Genomic DNA, 15,310 nt, shown 5'->3' on the forward strand with positions numbered 1-15,310 from the left:
ACCCGGTCATGCGATATCTGATATTTCTTCTATTCTCATAAGTGGATAGTCAAGTTCCCTGTTGAATCGGAGAGAAGCTTTTACCATTGCATTTCCATACTTCATGTTCAGGAGAACATCCAACATACGTCCTTCAAGTTCGCAGTATCCGAACTCGCTGTTCAGTCTGGTACGTATCATTTCCCTGTCGATCATAACGGTTATGTTCTCTACAAAGGGTTGAACAGATATACTTTGAGCTATTGCTTTTTCCAGACTCTCCACTGTTTTAAGGTTCACGGGGGAACCTGTGAATTGATGGTATAATGCTCCGAGCTTTATTCCCGCTTCAAATAGTGCATTATCCCTTTCAGTTATGCTTTTTATTGTGCTCATGAATGTCTTTTCCCATGTTCTTTATAATAACTGGAGAGATTATGTAAAGTATCATAGCCAGCATTAAAGGAATTGTGGCTATACTTGTAAGTGCTGGGTCAAGGAAATATGATACTATAGATATGGCAAATATAAGGGTTAGTGGCAGAGTTCTCTTTTTGCTTCTGATCTTTATGTAGGGTATACTGCTTACCATCAAAGTCCCCAGTATTATGCATCCCGCTGCCATAGCAATTGACTGGAGATATCCCTGACCTACCAATATGATTGAGGCAACTGTTATTCCGCCTGCTGTGATAGGCAAGCCTTTGAAAAAAGCACTGTCAGGTTTAGATATGTTAAACCTTGCAAGCCGCAGAATGCCACAGATCAGATAAAAGCAAACTGCTATGAGCATAAAGTATCCGCTCATATATGAGAAGATTATACTCGCAGGGGCCACACCAAAGGATATTACGTCTGCAAGTGAATCAAGTGTTCCTCCTATCTCACTTCCTCCCATATGTCTTGCCAGGCTTCCGTCAAGTCCATCTGCGATCGCAGCCATAAGGATCAGTATACATGACAGATGCAACATTCCATTTTGTGTTGCAATGATCGCTCCAAAACCACACAGTGCATTGAGCAGTGTGACCACATCAGGAAATCTAAGAGTATTAAAGATACGCCTCACTCCTTCTGTTTTAATCTGGCTATGGATGTCCTGCCGGCATATACCTTGTCACCTTTATTGCATTCGATCACAAAGTTATCCGGAACTGTTACGTCTACCCTGGAACCGAAACGGATCATTCCTATACGTTGTCCTTTTTCCATAAAGTCACCTTCCTTTATGTAAGGCACTATTCTTCTGGTAATGGTGCCTGCTATCTGGACAACTTCTATTTCTCCGTGTTCTGTGTCTATGAATATATGTTGTCTTTCATTCCGGTGAGAATCTTTGCAGAAAGCAGGTATATACCCACCTTTTTTATATTCCATGAAAGTGACCTTTCCTTGTAAAGGCGCTCTGTTAACATGAACATTCTGGAAGTTCATAAATATACAAAGCTTCCTACCTCTTATATCCACTATTCTGCCATCTGCTGGTGAAATCATACATTCTTCCCCCTCTACAGAATAGCGTTCAGGGTCGCGAAAAAATATAAACAGAAATATCAGTACCAAAAGTCCTGTTGTGAATCCTGCTTTTGCATATGGATATTCTGTGAAATAGGCTGCTAATGCAAAGCAAGAAGTGATCCCTAAAATAGTTAGTATCCATGGAAATGAACCTTTGGCAAGCATTTAATTATTTCCCAAAACTTTCTTCCTTATGGTGTTAATGTGTTCAGTGATCATGTTCCAAAGACCGTCAATGAGTTCAAGTATCTCGGGTAGTATGCGCATGACCATATAGGCTATCACGAACAGGGCTACTCCTGAACCAGCCTTAGCTATCATATGGTGCGCAATCTCAAAGCTATTAGGGCCAAACCACATCTCACCATACGCAACCACTACAAATACATCTCTTAATATATTAAGTATATAGATGACAGGAACAGATACCATAAATGCTGCTAACAGTTTCTTCATTGGTGCATTCACAGAAGCTATCAAGCCCATAAAAAGAGCAATGCTTTCAATGGCTGTACATCCCAGGATGATCTCTACGGTATGTCCATTATATGTTATCAGGTTACCCGTTCTATAGGCCGACATTCCTAACATGTTCATGGTCCAAATTATATTATTTGTTACTGTACCTATAAGCCATTCTTTGAGGGCCGGTATCTCCGCAAAAGGAAAATAGAACACAGATCCAATAGCAATCGCATTGGTGGCCATATATGTGATATCGACATTACTTTCCCTAGCTGTGTATCTATTTGTATGTTGGACATACATTGTGTGTGCTATGAGCATGCAAAAAACACTCATTGCTATAGTAAGCGCTACATTCACGTAGTCGTTTATAGCAATATAATGCAAGGGTTGCTGTAACCAGTGAACAGAGAATACACCCCATCCGACAGCTCCTATTATTCTTTTAGAACCGTTTTTTCCAGGGAGGATGGCACTGAGCAGCATTAATAAGATGGATATCCATAGTACGATAAGCATTAATAGCACCTATAATTGTATGAACTTATATACCAGTCAGCCATAATAAACTTGTTGTCCTATGAAACCAATAACTCCTCTTTTAACAGTTGATGCAATTATTGTTCATGATTCAATGATCGTATTTGTCAGGCGTAAAAACAACCCTTTTAAGGGTATGTTCGCGCTACCTGGAGGATTTGTAGAATTGGGAGAAACTACTGAAGAGGCAGTAATGCGCGAATCGCTGGAAGAGACGGGTTTGTCTATAGAAATAGTTAAGTTGATTGGAGTATATTCAGAACCTTCGCGTGATCCTAGGGGGCATACAGTGTCTATATGTTATCTCGCAAAGGGAAGAGGTAACCCAAAAGCAGGTTCTGATGCGGCAGAAGTCGCGCTTTTTACAATAGATGGCATACCAAAGCTGGCTTTCGATCACAATCATATAATAGATCAGGTAAGAGTTGATATAAATGGAGTTTTGTCCCAAATGTAAGTCTATGATGTTCCCGGTTCAGGGTTCTTTTGTATGCAAGAAATGCGGCCATGTTAAAGGGGCTGAAGGGGTCTCTGATGACCTCGTATCAAAATCAGAGCGTAAGGACCGTGTAGTCACTGTTCTTGAAGGGAATTTCGATCAGGGTCTTCCCACTACATCCACCAGATGTCCGGAATGCGGACATAATGTTGCATATTGGTGGCTCAGACAGCTCAGATCAGCGGATGAGTCCGAAACACGCTTCTTCAAATGTACTAAATGCAGTGCCACATGGAGAGAGTACGACTAAGAATTTTCTTTCAGTCGCGTATTTACATTTTTTTATATAGGAAACTTTTATTACTTAAAGGATATAATGAAGTGGTTATTCAGACACCGGATGGAGAATTAATATGTTCAAGGCAACGATTGACGCGGATATTTTAAAAAGTTCCATAGAAACGCTTTCCGTACTAGTGGATGAGGCGCGATTCAGGATATCCACAGAGGGGCTCTCTGTAAGAGCTGTGGATCCGGCAAACGTGGCCATGGTGAGCTTTGAGCTCACAGCAAGTGCTTTTGATGATTTTGCCGCTGATGATTGTGAGATCGGCATGGATCTCACCAAGATCAATGATATATTAGGTGTAGCAGAAAAGAATGAAAAGGCTACTCTGGAACTTGATGAGCTTTCCCAGAGAATGTCTATACATATCGGTGGTTTTTCCTACACTCTTTCTTTACTGGATCCTTCCACCATCCGTGCAGAGCCTCGCATTCCACAGCTTGAGTTGCCCGCTGAAGTGGTTCTTAATGGCAAGGAACTGCAGAAAGCTGTTAAAGCAGCTGAGAAGATAAGTGATCACATGTCCCTTGGTGTGGATGAAGATATCTTCTATATGGAAGCAGAAGGTGATACTGACAAAGTACGCCTTGAAATGCCCAGGGAACAGTTGATAGATCTGAAATCAGGGGAGGCACGCTCTCTTTTCTCTCTGGATTATCTATCTGATATTGTTAAGCCGGCTTCTAAATCAAATGAGGTCACCCTTGAGCTTGGAAGGGATTATCCTATCAGGATAAGTTTCACTGTTGCCGAAGGTGCTGGGAAGATCAGTTATCTGCTTGCTCCAAGGATAGAGTCAGATTGATCTATGGAAGAAAAGGATCTAGCTCTTTACCCATTCATTACCGAAGCTTCAGCATACGTCTCAGAGCTGGGTTTCAGCCTTGAGAGGCTGCTCGTTTCCAGGGCTATGGATTCTGCCCGCTCCAGAGGTGTCGAAAGGGTAATTCAGGCGTTGCAGGGTGAGATCCGTAAACCACAACTTTTAGGTTCTGATGAAAGTAAAATTCTTATAGAACTGCTTTCATACCCCTTTGCAAGGATACTGGTTTCATGTATCGATGATAATTTCCTTATACGCAGGTATGCGCTTGCTGAAGCCGTTTCATGTTACGATCTGCTACGTTTGGAATCATCTGAATTTATATGTTCCATTGCATCTGATTTTCAAGTGGATATCGTGATATCTAATCACGAGTTCGATATCCATTTCACTGATTATATCAGGCTTGCCAGTTCCATGAAAGCACTGGAATGGAAACTTGTGAACCGCAAGTTACGCAAAGGTCATGTTTATATTTCAAAAGAGGAGCTTGCAAGGTTGCTGCAGGAGGCTATAAGGGGTAGGATACAGGGTTCTTTGCCACTGGACATACCTGAAGATATCTGTCGGATGTCTACTCCTTATATTGATCCAATTCAGACTGAACTGCAGCAGATGAAGGAAACCTTTGGTTCAGGGGATTTCGGCGCTGTGGAAAGCAATATGTTCCCTCCCTGCATGGTACACGCTATATCCAATGTCAGAGCTGGTGTCAACCTGGCACATTCCATGCGTTTCGCCCTTACTTCTTTCCTCCGTAATGTGGGTATGTCTGTTGATGATATCATTGCCATGTTCAATGTGTCTCCTGATTTTGATATGGATAAGACGAGGTATCAGATCGAACACATCTCAGGTTCATCGGGTACAGAATATAAACCCCCATCCTGCTCTACAATGCGTACTTATGGTAATTGCTACGGTGCAGATGAGCTATGCAGCAGAATAAAACATCCCCTTAACTATTACAGGCGCAAGACATGGTTCAAAAATAAGAACGAAAGTTCACAGCAAATTCCATTCTCAGAAAAATATCAGGAATAGGAAATTACAGTGAGATCATTTACTAACCTTTATATGATTAAAATCTTATCATAAAGTAAGGTTAATGTATACACATTAAACCGCAGGAGGGAGAATATGGGCTTATTCAATCGTATGAGCACAGTTATCAAAGCCAAAATGAACAAAATAGCAGATAAGATGGAGGATCCCCGGGAAACTCTTGACTACTCTTATGAAAAACAGTTAGAATTGCTCCAGAACGTAAAAAGAGGAGTGGCTGAAGTTACCACTTCTAAGAAACGTCTGGAATTACAGAAAGCCAAACTTCAGCAAAGTATAGATAAGCTGGACCAGCAGGCAAAGGATGCTATAAAGGCCGACAGGGAAGATCTGGCAAGGCTTGCCCTTGAGCGCAAGACAGCACTCGTAGCACAGGTTGAGGGGCTTGATCAGCAGATCACAGATCTGGATCAGGAGCAGCAAAAGCTCGTAGCTGCAGAAAAGCGCTTGTCTACCAAAGTGGAGATATTCAGAACAAAAAAGGAGACTATCAAAGCACAGTATTCTTCTGCAGAAGCTCAGGTCAAGATTAATGAATCATTTTCCGGTATCAGTGAGGAAATGGCTGATGTGGGACTTGCTATGGAGAGGGCCGAGGACAAGACCGAACAGATGAAAGCACGCTCTGCAGCTCTTGATGAACTTATTGAACAAGGCACACTCGAAGATCTGACTGGCAGCAGGGATGAGGTTGAGAGGGAGCTGTCAAAGTTAAGTTCCCAGAGCTCTGTAGATGCAGAACTTGCAAAACTCAAAAAGGAGGCAGGTAAATGATAATAAGGATTATGGGGGAAGGACAATACAAGGTGTCAAGCAGTCTTTTTGATGAGTTGAATGCAATAGATAACCGCATAGTTGGTCATGTGGCAACAGGTGATGAAAAAGCTTACAAGAATGATCTTGCAGTCCTTATATCAAAGATAAAAGAGAATGGGCATGTCTTGGCGGCTGAAGAGCTGGTGGAATCAGATGTCATAGTTCCTCCCGGGGATCTTACCCTGGAGGAAGCGAAGGACGTGTTCACAGATGATGGCATCTTTGAGGACTGAATTTTAAAAGCAAATATCAGAAAGGTATTCCCCACAAGGGATACCATTTCTCTACATTCTTTTCTATGGGCAGTTCCCTTTCCATCAGGGATTTGAGCCTGAACTCCGTGGAACTGTCTCTTTCTTTATTTCCTTTCGGTACGAACGGATAAAAACTATCCTGCTTGAAATTGTATATCCAGTATACTGTATTGTTTCCCTGGAACTTGTATATCGCACACAGCAACTGTTCACTGAAACCGTGCTCTATCATCGTCTGGCTTACAAGATGTATGTTAGTAACAATGTCCTCAAAATCCGGGTCTTCCAGGATGGCCCATAAAAAATTGTATTCATCCTTTTTGAGTCTGTATAGAGTTCCGGTTTCCTTGCAACTGTATCGTAGAAGTTCTTCTATCTCTGTGCGCGCAGTCTCATAGCGGGAAGATTCTATTGGCTTGAAACATATCCCTGCCACCTCGGATGGTTTTACTCCCAGATTTGTTTCCAGAGTGATGCTTGCTGTCGAAATGGCAAACAATCTCTCGGTCTTTGCTTTTGGGAGTTTGCTCCTGCCAAGTATCGTGTCAAGCAATCCCATCAGAACTCAAGCTCCCTTTCTAATTTCTCAAGTGCTGCTAAACGCTTTTCCGTAGAAGGATGTGTGGATAGAAGCTGCATGATGGAAGAGCCGGATATTGCAGGGATAATGAAAAAGGCGTTCATGCCTTCAACTTTTCTTAAGTCCTCAGATGGCACTCTCTGCATCGTACCGCTTATCTTCATAAGAGCGGATGCGAGTTTTGATGGCTTCCCGGTTATAATTGCAGCACCTCTGTCAGCAGAGAATTCTCTGTATCTCGAAAGAGCACGTATTAGGAGGAAGCTTATGGCCCATACGATCAATGACGCTATCCACACTAATACAAGTCCTCCATTTCCTTCCCGCCTATTGCCGCCTCCACCAAAGTACAGGGCGTGTCTTACAATGAAGAAAGCAACGGTGGAAAGGAAGCTGGCTATGGTCAGCACTGTCATATCCCGGTTCTTTATGTGGGTCAGTTCATGTCCCAGTACAGCTTCAAGCTCTTCGCGGTCAAGGCTTCGCATAAGTCCTGTAGTCACAGCAACAATTGCTTTCTTTTTGTTCCTGCCGGTAGCAAAAGCGTTAGGCATCATAGTATTCATGATAGCTATTCTCGGCACCGGGATATCTGCGATAGCACACAGCCGTGTAATGATCTCGTGCAGTTCAGGTTCCTCCTGAGCAGATACAATTTTTGCCCCAGATGTCCACAACACCATCTTATCAGAATAGTAGTATTGTACGAACATCATTAATCCTGCAAACACGAGTATGAACATGGAGTCTGCACCACTCGCAGCCAGGAATACTAGGAATGCCAGATATACAGCTCCCAGCAAGAACATGGTAAGCAGCATCCTGCTCTCCAATCCTATATCATGCTTCCACCTTTTCATGGAGTATACCTCTTTAAAATCATGTGTAATTCATCTCTTGGATCTTGTTGTCATCTGCATATATCAACTGTGCTTATATTCCCTGCACATGTTCACAAATGCCTTTACGGGAAAGCTAACCGGATGAGCATGCTGGTAACATGCCAGAGAATTGTGCTCCACAATGCCATCCCATCCGTCTTTAATCCCTTTGCCGCGTTTCATCTCAAATGTAAGCCGGGCATCATTGTCGCAAAACGTGGTGGAATAATGGAACTCATGTCCGCGCACTGGTCCTTTTATGAACGGTCCGTGTGCATAACCTTCTGTATATCCCAATGCCTGAAGCTTCTTGGTTAGCACTGTACGTGCCGGGAAAAGATCTGCCATTCTGTATGTGACATCATCTATCTCATATGAGGTGGAAAGATACTGCAATCCTCCGCATTCCCCGTATATGGGCATACCATCTGCTGAAAGGTCCTTTAAGGCTTTTGTAGTTGCAGAAGCTTCAAGTTCGCACGGATACAGTTCAGGATAACCTCCTCCAAAATACATGCCGTCCACATCCGGTAATTCTCCTGCCATGGGGCTGAAGAATACAACTTCTGCACCTTTTCGCCTGAATTCATCGAACATGTCAGCATAATAGAAGCAGAATGCCTTATCCATTGCCACTCCTATTTTCAGATCTGCCTCAGGCATTTCTTTTTCCTCGTAGACATCCGCATTAGGTTCCCTGGCCAGCCCTATAATGGTATCCAGATCAACATTCTCTTCTATGAACCCTGCAAGTTCACTGGTATCAAACTCACATTCAAAGGCCATGTGCAATCCCAGGTGCCTTGAAGGTACGCTTATATCCTTGTTACGTGGCAGTGCTCCCACAATGGGTATGTCAGGAATACAATCCCGGATCATTTTTGCATGTCTTGGACTTCCTACCTTGTTGAGGATCACGCCTGCGACTTCCACGCCCGGATCAAACTCAGAATAACCTTTGACAATAGCTGCGGCACTACGTGACATTCCATGGACATTGACTACGAGGATCACGGGCACATCAAGGGATTTAGCTACATGTGCAGAACTGGCAACCTCGGTGGAATCCATGCCGTCAAAAAGCCCCATCACACCTTCGATCACCGATATATCTGAACCGCCGGAAGTACGGGCAACTTCTTTTTTCACACCTTCCACTTCCATCATGAACGTATCCAGGTTACGGGATGCTCTTTTACAGATAGCTGTATGGTACGAAGGGTCGATGTAGTCCGGACCGACCTTATAGGGCTGGACCTGCATGCCTCTTTTGACCAGTGCAGCCATCAGGCCCATAGAGGCTGTAGTTTTTCCGACACCGCTGTTAGTTCCCGCTATCAGTACCGCTTTTGTCATGAGTTTTACTGTGTGTGTAACGTATATATATCATTATGTCCGTTTAAACCGCTCAAAGGCTTTTAAAAAGGATCTCTGCATTTATGAACGCTCCACACAAAATGGATTTCCTCACGGATGCTTATGGCCGTACCATAAAGAGCCTGAGGATGTCTGTTACTGACCGATGCAATCTGAATTGTATCTATTGCCATAACGAAGGTAGTAAAGGTAATACAGGAGAGATGTCAGTGGAGACTATTTCCAGTATAGTACACGTTGCTGCGGATTTTGGGATCAGCCGGCTCAAGATATCGGGTGGAGAGCCACTGTTGCGTAAAGATCTGGAAGATATACTCCTTGCATTGCCTCCTCTTAAGGATGTGTCCCTGACGACCAATGGTGTGCTGCTTCGGGAACGTGCACGCTCTCTAAAGGATGCGGGCCTTAACAGAGTGAATATAAGCCTTGATTCGCTGGATGAAGGGAAATATAAGCATATAACCAAATGTAAGGATGGTACCTTCGGGAAGGTTATAGAAGGCATTCATGCTGCAGTTGATGCCGGCCTCACCCCGGTAAAACTGAACATGGTCCTGCTTAAAGATGTCAATGAATCTGAAGTCGAGGGCATGCTTTCCTTTGCAAGGCAGTTCCACGGGGGTGTGATACTGCAGCTTATCCAGCTTATGGATTTCGGAGATGTCGCTTCTTATCATGCAGATGTTGATGAAGTAGAAAAGGAACTTGAGCTTAAGGCGGGTTGTGTCCAGGTCAGAGAGTTACATCACAGGAAAAAATATATCATCGATGGTGCTGAAGTTGAATTCGTCAAACCTGTAGATAATACCGAGTTCTGTGCCAATTGCAACAGGCTGCGTGTAACGGCAGATGGCAAGCTTCGTGCTTGCCTGCTTGTAAATGATGGTCTTGTAGATGTTTCTCATGCTTCTGTGGAAGAAATGTCCGATCTTTTCAGGCTTGCTGTAAGCAGAAGGGTTCCATTTTACAGGAAATAAAGGAGATCTGAGCATGGAAGTGAAATTAACAGTTGATGGAAAGGATATAGAGATTAATAGCTTTGTACAGAAGATCCTTGCAGGTGCCGTGACCGGTGCAGTAGGCACATTGAAAGGTGTGGACGAAGATTATGAGGAGATATTACTGAAAATAAAAAGATAACTCTGCTTACAGCAGATGTTCTATTTCTGAAAAGTCAATGGGTGAAGTGGAATCCAGGGATATGGGAGTTACAGAAACATGTCCTTTCTGTGAAACGGCATGTACATCGGTACCTTTTTCCTCTTCCATTATCAGATCTCCTGCTATCCAATAATAGGGCTTGCCTCTTGGATCATGCCTTTCTTCCACAGCTGTTCTGAATACCTTTCTGGCAAGTCGTGTAATCTCTATTTCAGTATCTTCTTCTACCCGATGGGGTATATTTACATTTAACAGATCCACATGCTCGGGTAGTCCAAATTTGATCACATTTTTTGCTATTCGGTTCACGATCTTTATCGCGACTTCAAAATCGTGGTCATATTCCCAGTTATCATCGAACTTATCCTTTTCTTCCTTTGCCTGTATCGAAGCAGCAATGGCGGGAATCCCGTAACTAGCCCCTTCCAGGGCAGCTCCTATGGTTCCAGATGTTGTGATAGTATCAGTGCTGATGTTCTCTCCGATATTGAACCCTGATAAGATAAGATCAGGCATCTCTTTCATCACAGCGAATATTCCAAGTATTACTGAATCTGTCGGGGTACCGCCGACAGCATACACGTTCATATCATTGATTTTTGCCTGGTTTATCCTTAAAGGTTCAAATATAGATATTGACCTTCCCACGCCACTCTGCTGCATGGACGGAGCACAGACTATTACTTCTCCTATATCCTGCACACTCTGGTAAGCTGCCCGGATACCTGCTGAGTAGACGCCATCATCATTTGTAAGTAATATCTTTGGCATAGGTTCATCTTTGTCATACCTTGCCTTAAAACTAATCCATGGAACCTCTTCAAAAAAGTTGGATGTGTGGGGAAGTGGTCAGGTGTGTTTTCACACATTTGCATACATTTTTCTATGGCCCCTTTCATGTTCCTGGTTCTCTTCCTTATCCTGTATCTGGGCCATCATCTTTACTTCTTCAAGGACTTCTATCTCATCGCGCATTTCTTCCAGCCTGTCGATGATGGCTTCAATTTCCTGGTTTTGTTCAGCAGGGATCTTAGGATTATTACTTATTACCTCCAGCAGCAGCGAGGCATCATCAAGTACTTGGGCGATAATGGTCCTGTCCATGTATTCTTTTGCTTTCCTGTTCTCCCCGTATGTCAGGCTGCTATTAAAATCGCAAAGTTGTTCTTCAAAAAGTCCAATGTCATAATGTGCAGATTTGAACAGCTTTTTTACGTAGTCCTCTCGATAAACCTGTTTGGCGTTTTTCAGGACACGACTAAATTTTCTGTAATCCATTTTTTCACATCGGAGATCAAAAGTCACTTTCAGTGGCATGTAAGTACCATTAATCAATGCAACTTATTCATGCAACCAATTTTGAAATCATTTAAAAGTAAAATTTATTCAGGCCAGTCTTCTTCCATTAAGTTCTTGGTTCTCATAGGCTCTATGCTTTTTGGTGTGCATACTGTTTCAACGAACTGTCCTCCATTGACCTGATAGGAAAAGTCCACTTCAGAACCATAATTCTCTTCTTCATCCGGAATTATGCAGTCACACAGGTAGATATGTAAACTTCCGTCACCATCCATAAATACGGAGGGTCTTACGCCGGCATTGTCATATTCTTCAACTATTCCTCTAAAAACCAGTGACATGTATCTCTTCGCTTCCATCGGCCATCACTACACTGAGATAAACGTGTTCACGCATTTAAGTATAATGGCCTTATTTTACATTTTATGTCCATGATTCTCTCTTTTATGTTCAAAAACACTCTTATGGTCACTATTTTTGCAATGATCCAACTTGTTTCACATACAATTTTTCATTCCTGCATATGGATGTCCATAAGAAACGTTTTTAAGCCTTGAAAGATAGGTGATAAGGTAAAAACGTGTTTCAATTATCGATGGTATTATTATGCTTGAAGATGAATATCAGCTTGATTTTTTCAAGGATAACGGTTTTGTCAGGAAACAGTGTCCAAAGTGTGACAAGTTCTTCTGGACCCGGGACCTTGAAAGGGCTACATGTGGTGATGCACCCTGTGATCCCTATTCTTTCATAGGCAATCCTGTGTTCAAAAAGAGTTTCGATCTCGCAGAAATGAGGGAATATTACCTCAAATTCTTCGAGGAAAGGGGTCATGCCAGGATGGCCAGATATCCTGTAGTGGCTCGCTGGAGAGATGACATATATCTTACCATAGCATCCATTGCTGATTTCCAGCCATTTGTCACATCCGGTGAGGTTGCTCCCCCACATAATCCTCTTACTATATCTCAGCCATGCATCAGGTTGTCTGATCTGGATGCTGTAGGCAGGAGCGGCCGCCATCTTACAACCTTCGAGATGATGGCTCATCATGCATTCAACAAGCCGAATGCTGAGATCTATTGGAAAGACAGGACAGTGGGACTTTGTGATGAACTGTTAAATTCTCTGGGAGTGGATCCCATGGCGGTCACATACAAGGAAGAACCATGGGCAGGAGGAGGAAATGCTGGGCCATGTGTTGAAACTCTGGTTGGAGGCCTGGAAGTTGCCACCCTTGTGTTCATGAACTTGGAACAGGTAAAAGACGGTCCCATCGAAATAAAAGGTGAGATGTACCACAAGATGGATAATTATATTGTAGACACGGGTTATGGTCTCGAGCGCTTTGTATGGGCTTCTAAAGGTTCTCCCACTATTTACGATGCGATATTCCCCAATATAGTTAAAGAGCTTATGGATCTTGCTGGTATAGAACATGAGCTGGAGGACCCCGAATATGCGAATATTCTTTCTCAGAACGCCAGGCTTGCAGGGCTCATGGATGTGAGCGAAAAGGCAAACCTGATGGAACTGCGAAGGCAAGTGGCTTCCAGTATAGGGACTACAGCTGAAAAGCTTTCATCAATAATAGAACCCGTGGAATCGGTATATGCTATCACTGACCACAGCAGATGCCTTACTTTTATGCTTGGAGATGGCATAATCCCTTCCAATGTAAAGGCAGGATATCTGGCGAGGCTGGTGCTCAGAAGAACACTCCGTATGATGAAGGATCTCAATATTTCGATCCCTCTCAGTGAGATCGTACAAATGCATATCAAGAACCTGCCGGAGTACCCGGAATTCGCAGAAAGGTTCGAAGTGATTGAAGATATTCTCCATCATGAAGAGATAAAGTTCCAGGAAACACTGGAACGCGGCAGGAGGATGATCAGTAAATCTGCCAAGCATTACAAGCAGGCAGGGGAAAAGATGCCTCTTGAGAAGATCATCGAGATGTATGATACCCATGGCATCCCACCTGAAATCTCGAAAGATGCTGCTGCTGAGGAAGGGGTACAAGTCGATCTCCCGGATAATTTCTATTCCCTGGTAGCAGAAAGGCATAGCAAAGCAGAGGAAAAAGAAGAAAAGGTATTCCCTTATGCAGACCGTATATCCCGTCTGCCCCCTACCCGGAAATTATTCTATGATGAGCCTAACAGGATGGATTTCGAGGCTGTAGTGCTTGATCTATTCGATAATTACATTGTTTGTGACAGCACTCTTTTCTACCCGGAGGGCGGTGGGCAGCCTGCAGACCATGGCACCTTTGCCATTGAAGATGTGCTGCTTGATGTAGTGGATGTGCAGGTGGTAAAAGGTGTGGTAGTGCATCGGATAGATGCTATGGACAAAGAACTGCATTTACGCAAGGGCGATATTGTAACGGGCAGAGTGAATAAAGAACGTCGCATGGCACATGCATCCCATCACACGGCTACTCATATTGTCAATGATGCGGCCAGGAAGGTACTTGGTGAGCACATATGGCAGGCAGGTGCTCAGAAGACGGAAACCAGGGCTCGCCTTGATATCACTCATTACAAGCGTATCACAAAGGAGCAGCTTAATCAGATCGAGCTTTTGGCCAATCAGACAGTAATGGATAACCAGAGAGTTACTGCCGAATGGATGGAACGAAATCAGGCTGAACAGAAATATGGTTTTGGCCTTTATCAGGGAGGTGTTCCCAAAGGGAATATGATCCGTGTGCTGAAAGTAGCAGATGACATAGAAGCATGTGCCGGAACCCATTGTAGTAGCACCGGTCTTGTAGGGCCCATTAAGATCCTGAAGACAGAACGCATCCAGGATGGTGTGGAGCGTATCGAGTATGCTGCCGGCATGGCAGCTGTCAGGGCCATACAGGAAGCAGACTACTATCTGACCACTGCCTCTGAGGCATTACGAGTACTTCCGGAACAGCTTCCTGTAACCATCGACCGCTTTTTCAATGAATGGAAAGAGTTCAAGAAAGAGAATATAAGGCTAAAAGAGGATATGGCCCAGTTGCGTGTGGCAAGGATGCTTATTCAGGCCCTCGATCTGGGAGGTGTGAGGCTAATTGCACAGAATGTGGATCATGCCGATACCGATGAACTGGTCAAGATTGCCGGTGAGCTAACTCAGGAAGATGACGTTATAGCTCTCCTTATCAGTGATCTTGAGGGCGTGAAGATAGTTGCTGCTGCAGGTAAAAAAGCGATTGCAACGGGTGCAGATGCAGGAAAGGTCGTACGTGAAATGTCTCGGATAGTAGGAGGCGGTGGCGGAGGGAGGCCGGACATGGCTCGTGGTGGCGGTGTTGATTCCTCAAAAGCTGCAGAGGCCATGGAAAAAGGTATCTCCATGGTCAAAGCTTCTCTTAATGTTTAACATTGAGTGACAAGGTGGTAGAGTTCTCCTATCACCTATTTTTACAGTAACTCGTAGCTATAGTACTATTACAATGTTCTTCTGGAAACCCATTTAAAGTGAATAAAAAAGTACTTCCTTTGTTCTTCTCGCATTATATGGGGAAAAGAGAGTGTTCAAATTTCTTCCTATTATTTCCTCTTTCATTAAACCAGGGCGGGGTAGTTCACTTAGCTCCTCAAATCCTTATTTAAACACTTTTTTCTTTGGAAGGGAGAATATTATTCACTACTTATGGGGTCAGGATACGCACTGCATCGCTGATCATATATCTAATGTTGTTTTGCCCGACATCCCAGCATTCACTGGAAAGCATACTTTGTATTATATTTATAGTTTATCTTTTC

The 15,310-nt window shown here is 43.5% G+C and carries 19 protein-coding genes; 9 read left to right on the forward strand and 10 right to left on the reverse strand.

Annotated elements, in window-relative coordinates; all coding sequences use genetic code 11:
* Window positions 1-6: 6 nt before the first annotated feature.
* The 4 genes from METHO_RS02210 to artA are packed head-to-tail and all read right to left on the reverse strand — an operon-like array spanning window position 7 to window position 2,481.
* Window positions 7-375 carry a dihydroneopterin aldolase family protein gene (locus METHO_RS02210; protein WP_015323888.1) on the reverse strand — a complete coding sequence of 123 codons (369 nt, stop codon included), beginning with the start codon at window positions 373-375 and terminating at the stop codon, window positions 7-9.
* The gene (locus tag METHO_RS02215; RefSeq protein WP_015323889.1) at window positions 350-1,048 is read right to left on the reverse strand and encodes an archaetidylserine synthase; all 699 of its coding nucleotides are present in this window, start codon (window positions 1,046-1,048) and stop codon (window positions 350-352) included. Before METHO_RS02215 ends, METHO_RS02210 begins: the two co-directional genes overlap by 26 nt.
* Window positions 1,045-1,662 carry a phosphatidylserine decarboxylase gene (locus tag METHO_RS02220; protein WP_015323890.1) on the reverse strand — a complete coding sequence of 206 codons (618 nt, stop codon included), beginning with the start codon at window positions 1,660-1,662 and terminating at the stop codon, window positions 1,045-1,047. The genes METHO_RS02215 and METHO_RS02220 overlap by 4 nt, the downstream gene beginning before the upstream one ends.
* Window positions 1,663-2,481, reverse strand: coding sequence for an archaeosortase A (gene artA / locus METHO_RS02225; RefSeq protein ID WP_015323891.1), 819 nt, complete (start codon window positions 2,479-2,481; stop codon window positions 1,663-1,665). It abuts the gene before it with no gap.
* 61 nt (window positions 2,482-2,542) lie between these two features.
* Here artA and METHO_RS02230 point away from each other — a divergent pair, with 61 nt between their 5' ends.
* The 6 genes from METHO_RS02230 (at window position 2,543) to pspAA (ending at window position 6,224) form a co-directional block, all read left to right on the forward strand.
* Window positions 2,543-2,959: an NUDIX domain-containing protein gene (locus METHO_RS02230; protein ID WP_015323892.1), complete on the forward strand. Its 417-nt coding sequence runs from the start codon at window positions 2,543-2,545 to the stop codon at window positions 2,957-2,959.
* Window positions 2,937-3,251, forward strand: a complete 315-nt coding sequence (locus METHO_RS02235) for a transcription factor S (RefSeq protein WP_015323893.1) — start codon at window positions 2,937-2,939, stop codon at window positions 3,249-3,251. The genes METHO_RS02230 and METHO_RS02235 overlap by 23 nt, the downstream gene beginning before the upstream one ends.
* Window positions 3,252-3,354: 103 nt before the next feature.
* The gene (gene pcn, locus METHO_RS02240) at window positions 3,355-4,092 is read left to right on the forward strand and encodes a proliferating cell nuclear antigen (pcna) (protein WP_015323894.1); all 738 of its coding nucleotides are present in this window, start codon (window positions 3,355-3,357) and stop codon (window positions 4,090-4,092) included.
* 3 nt (window positions 4,093-4,095) lie between these two features.
* Entirely contained in the window at window positions 4,096-5,154 is a 1,059-nt protein-coding gene (gene priL / locus METHO_RS02245; protein ID WP_015323895.1) for a DNA primase regulatory subunit PriL, read from the forward strand.
* 96 nt (window positions 5,155-5,250) lie between these two features.
* A complete protein-coding gene (locus METHO_RS02250; RefSeq protein WP_015323896.1) occupies window positions 5,251-5,949 on the forward strand; it encodes a PspA/IM30 family protein in 699 nt (232 codons plus the stop codon).
* Window positions 5,946-6,224, forward strand: coding sequence for a PspA-associated protein PspAA (gene pspAA / locus METHO_RS02255; protein WP_015323897.1), 279 nt, complete (start codon window positions 5,946-5,948; stop codon window positions 6,222-6,224). The genes METHO_RS02250 and pspAA overlap by 4 nt, the downstream gene beginning before the upstream one ends.
* Before the next feature lie 16 nt (window positions 6,225-6,240).
* Here pspAA and pspAB read toward each other — a convergent pair whose 3' ends face one another.
* The 3 genes from pspAB to METHO_RS02270 all read right to left on the reverse strand — a co-directional run bounded on the left by pspAB (window position 6,241) and on the right by METHO_RS02270 (window position 9,062).
* Window positions 6,241-6,804 carry a PspA-associated protein PspAB gene (gene pspAB / locus METHO_RS02260; protein WP_015323898.1) on the reverse strand — a complete coding sequence of 188 codons (564 nt, stop codon included), beginning with the start codon at window positions 6,802-6,804 and terminating at the stop codon, window positions 6,241-6,243.
* Window positions 6,804-7,685: a zinc metalloprotease HtpX gene (gene htpX, locus METHO_RS02265; RefSeq protein WP_015323899.1), complete on the reverse strand. Its 882-nt coding sequence runs from the start codon at window positions 7,683-7,685 to the stop codon at window positions 6,804-6,806. Before htpX ends, pspAB begins: the two co-directional genes overlap by 1 nt.
* Before the next feature lie 63 nt (window positions 7,686-7,748).
* Window positions 7,749-9,062, reverse strand: coding sequence for a cobyrinate a,c-diamide synthase (locus METHO_RS02270; protein WP_015323900.1), 1,314 nt, complete (start codon window positions 9,060-9,062; stop codon window positions 7,749-7,751).
* Between the two features lie 83 nt (window positions 9,063-9,145).
* Between METHO_RS02270 and moaA the strand changes: the two genes are divergently transcribed.
* Together moaA and METHO_RS13855 are read left to right on the forward strand one after the other, a co-directional pair.
* A complete protein-coding gene (gene moaA, locus METHO_RS02275) occupies window positions 9,146-10,060 on the forward strand; it encodes a GTP 3',8-cyclase MoaA (RefSeq protein ID WP_015323901.1) in 915 nt (304 codons plus the stop codon).
* A 13-nt stretch (window positions 10,061-10,073) separates the two neighbouring features.
* A complete protein-coding gene (locus METHO_RS13855; protein WP_015323902.1) occupies window positions 10,074-10,223 on the forward strand; it encodes a hypothetical protein in 150 nt (49 codons plus the stop codon).
* Window positions 10,224-10,229: 6 nt separating this feature from the next.
* On the opposite strand, the gene surE is transcribed toward METHO_RS13855, so the two are convergent.
* The 3 genes from surE to METHO_RS02290 form a co-directional block, all read right to left on the reverse strand.
* Entirely contained in the window at window positions 10,230-11,015 is a 786-nt protein-coding gene (gene surE, locus METHO_RS02280) for a 5'/3'-nucleotidase SurE (protein ID WP_015323903.1), read from the reverse strand.
* Between the two features lie 90 nt (window positions 11,016-11,105).
* On the reverse strand, window positions 11,106-11,522 hold the full coding sequence (locus tag METHO_RS02285) for a hypothetical protein (protein WP_156811003.1): 417 nt from the start codon (window positions 11,520-11,522) through the stop codon (window positions 11,106-11,108).
* A 104-nt stretch (window positions 11,523-11,626) separates the two neighbouring features.
* A complete protein-coding gene (locus tag METHO_RS02290) occupies window positions 11,627-11,884 on the reverse strand; it encodes a hypothetical protein (protein WP_048831197.1) in 258 nt (85 codons plus the stop codon).
* Window positions 11,885-12,149: 265 nt separating this feature from the next.
* On the opposite strand from METHO_RS02290, the gene alaS reads away from it, so the two are divergent.
* Window positions 12,150-14,924 carry an alanine--tRNA ligase gene (gene alaS / locus METHO_RS02295; protein WP_015323906.1) on the forward strand — a complete coding sequence of 925 codons (2,775 nt, stop codon included), beginning with the start codon at window positions 12,150-12,152 and terminating at the stop codon, window positions 14,922-14,924.
* Window positions 14,925-15,310: the final 386 nt, after the last annotated feature.

The sequence above is a fragment of the Methanomethylovorans hollandica DSM 15978 genome (assembly GCF_000328665.1).
Classification (GTDB): domain Archaea; phylum Halobacteriota; class Methanosarcinia; order Methanosarcinales; family Methanosarcinaceae; genus Methanomethylovorans; species Methanomethylovorans hollandica.

Excerpts from the sequence above, each read along its gene's own strand:
- METHO_RS02210 (WP_015323888.1), bottom strand. The coding sequence starts at position 375 with ATGAGCACAATAAAAAGCATAACTGAAAGGGATAATGCACTATTTGAA.
- METHO_RS02220 (WP_015323890.1), bottom strand. The coding sequence starts at position 1,662 with ATGCTTGCCAAAGGTTCATTTCCATGGATACTAACTATTTTAGGGATC.
- artA (WP_015323891.1), bottom strand. The coding sequence starts at position 2,481 with ATGCTTATCGTACTATGGATATCCATCTTATTAATGCTGCTCAGTGCC.
- METHO_RS02230 (WP_015323892.1), top strand. The coding sequence starts at position 2,543 with ATGAAACCAATAACTCCTCTTTTAACAGTTGATGCAATTATTGTTCAT.
- METHO_RS02235 (WP_015323893.1), top strand. The coding sequence starts at position 2,937 with ATGGAGTTTTGTCCCAAATGTAAGTCTATGATGTTCCCGGTTCAGGGT.
- pcn (WP_015323894.1), top strand. The coding sequence starts at position 3,355 with ATGTTCAAGGCAACGATTGACGCGGATATTTTAAAAAGTTCCATAGAA.
- priL (WP_015323895.1), top strand. The coding sequence starts at position 4,096 with ATGGAAGAAAAGGATCTAGCTCTTTACCCATTCATTACCGAAGCTTCA.
- METHO_RS02250 (WP_015323896.1), top strand. The coding sequence starts at position 5,251 with ATGGGCTTATTCAATCGTATGAGCACAGTTATCAAAGCCAAAATGAAC.
- pspAA (WP_015323897.1), top strand. The coding sequence starts at position 5,946 with ATGATAATAAGGATTATGGGGGAAGGACAATACAAGGTGTCAAGCAGT.
- pspAB (WP_015323898.1), bottom strand. The coding sequence starts at position 6,804 with ATGGGATTGCTTGACACGATACTTGGCAGGAGCAAACTCCCAAAAGCA.
- htpX (WP_015323899.1), bottom strand. The coding sequence starts at position 7,685 with ATGAAAAGGTGGAAGCATGATATAGGATTGGAGAGCAGGATGCTGCTT.
- METHO_RS02270 (WP_015323900.1), bottom strand. The coding sequence starts at position 9,062 with ATGACAAAAGCGGTACTGATAGCGGGAACTAACAGCGGTGTCGGAAAA.
- moaA (WP_015323901.1), top strand. The coding sequence starts at position 9,146 with ATGAACGCTCCACACAAAATGGATTTCCTCACGGATGCTTATGGCCGT.
- METHO_RS13855 (WP_015323902.1), top strand. The coding sequence starts at position 10,074 with ATGGAAGTGAAATTAACAGTTGATGGAAAGGATATAGAGATTAATAGC.
- surE (WP_015323903.1), bottom strand. The coding sequence starts at position 11,015 with ATGCCAAAGATATTACTTACAAATGATGATGGCGTCTACTCAGCAGGT.
- METHO_RS02285 (WP_156811003.1), bottom strand. The coding sequence starts at position 11,522 with ATGGATTACAGAAAATTTAGTCGTGTCCTGAAAAACGCCAAACAGGTT.
- METHO_RS02290 (WP_048831197.1), bottom strand. The coding sequence starts at position 11,884 with ATGTCACTGGTTTTTAGAGGAATAGTTGAAGAATATGACAATGCCGGC.
- alaS (WP_015323906.1), top strand. The coding sequence starts at position 12,150 with ATGCTTGAAGATGAATATCAGCTTGATTTTTTCAAGGATAACGGTTTT.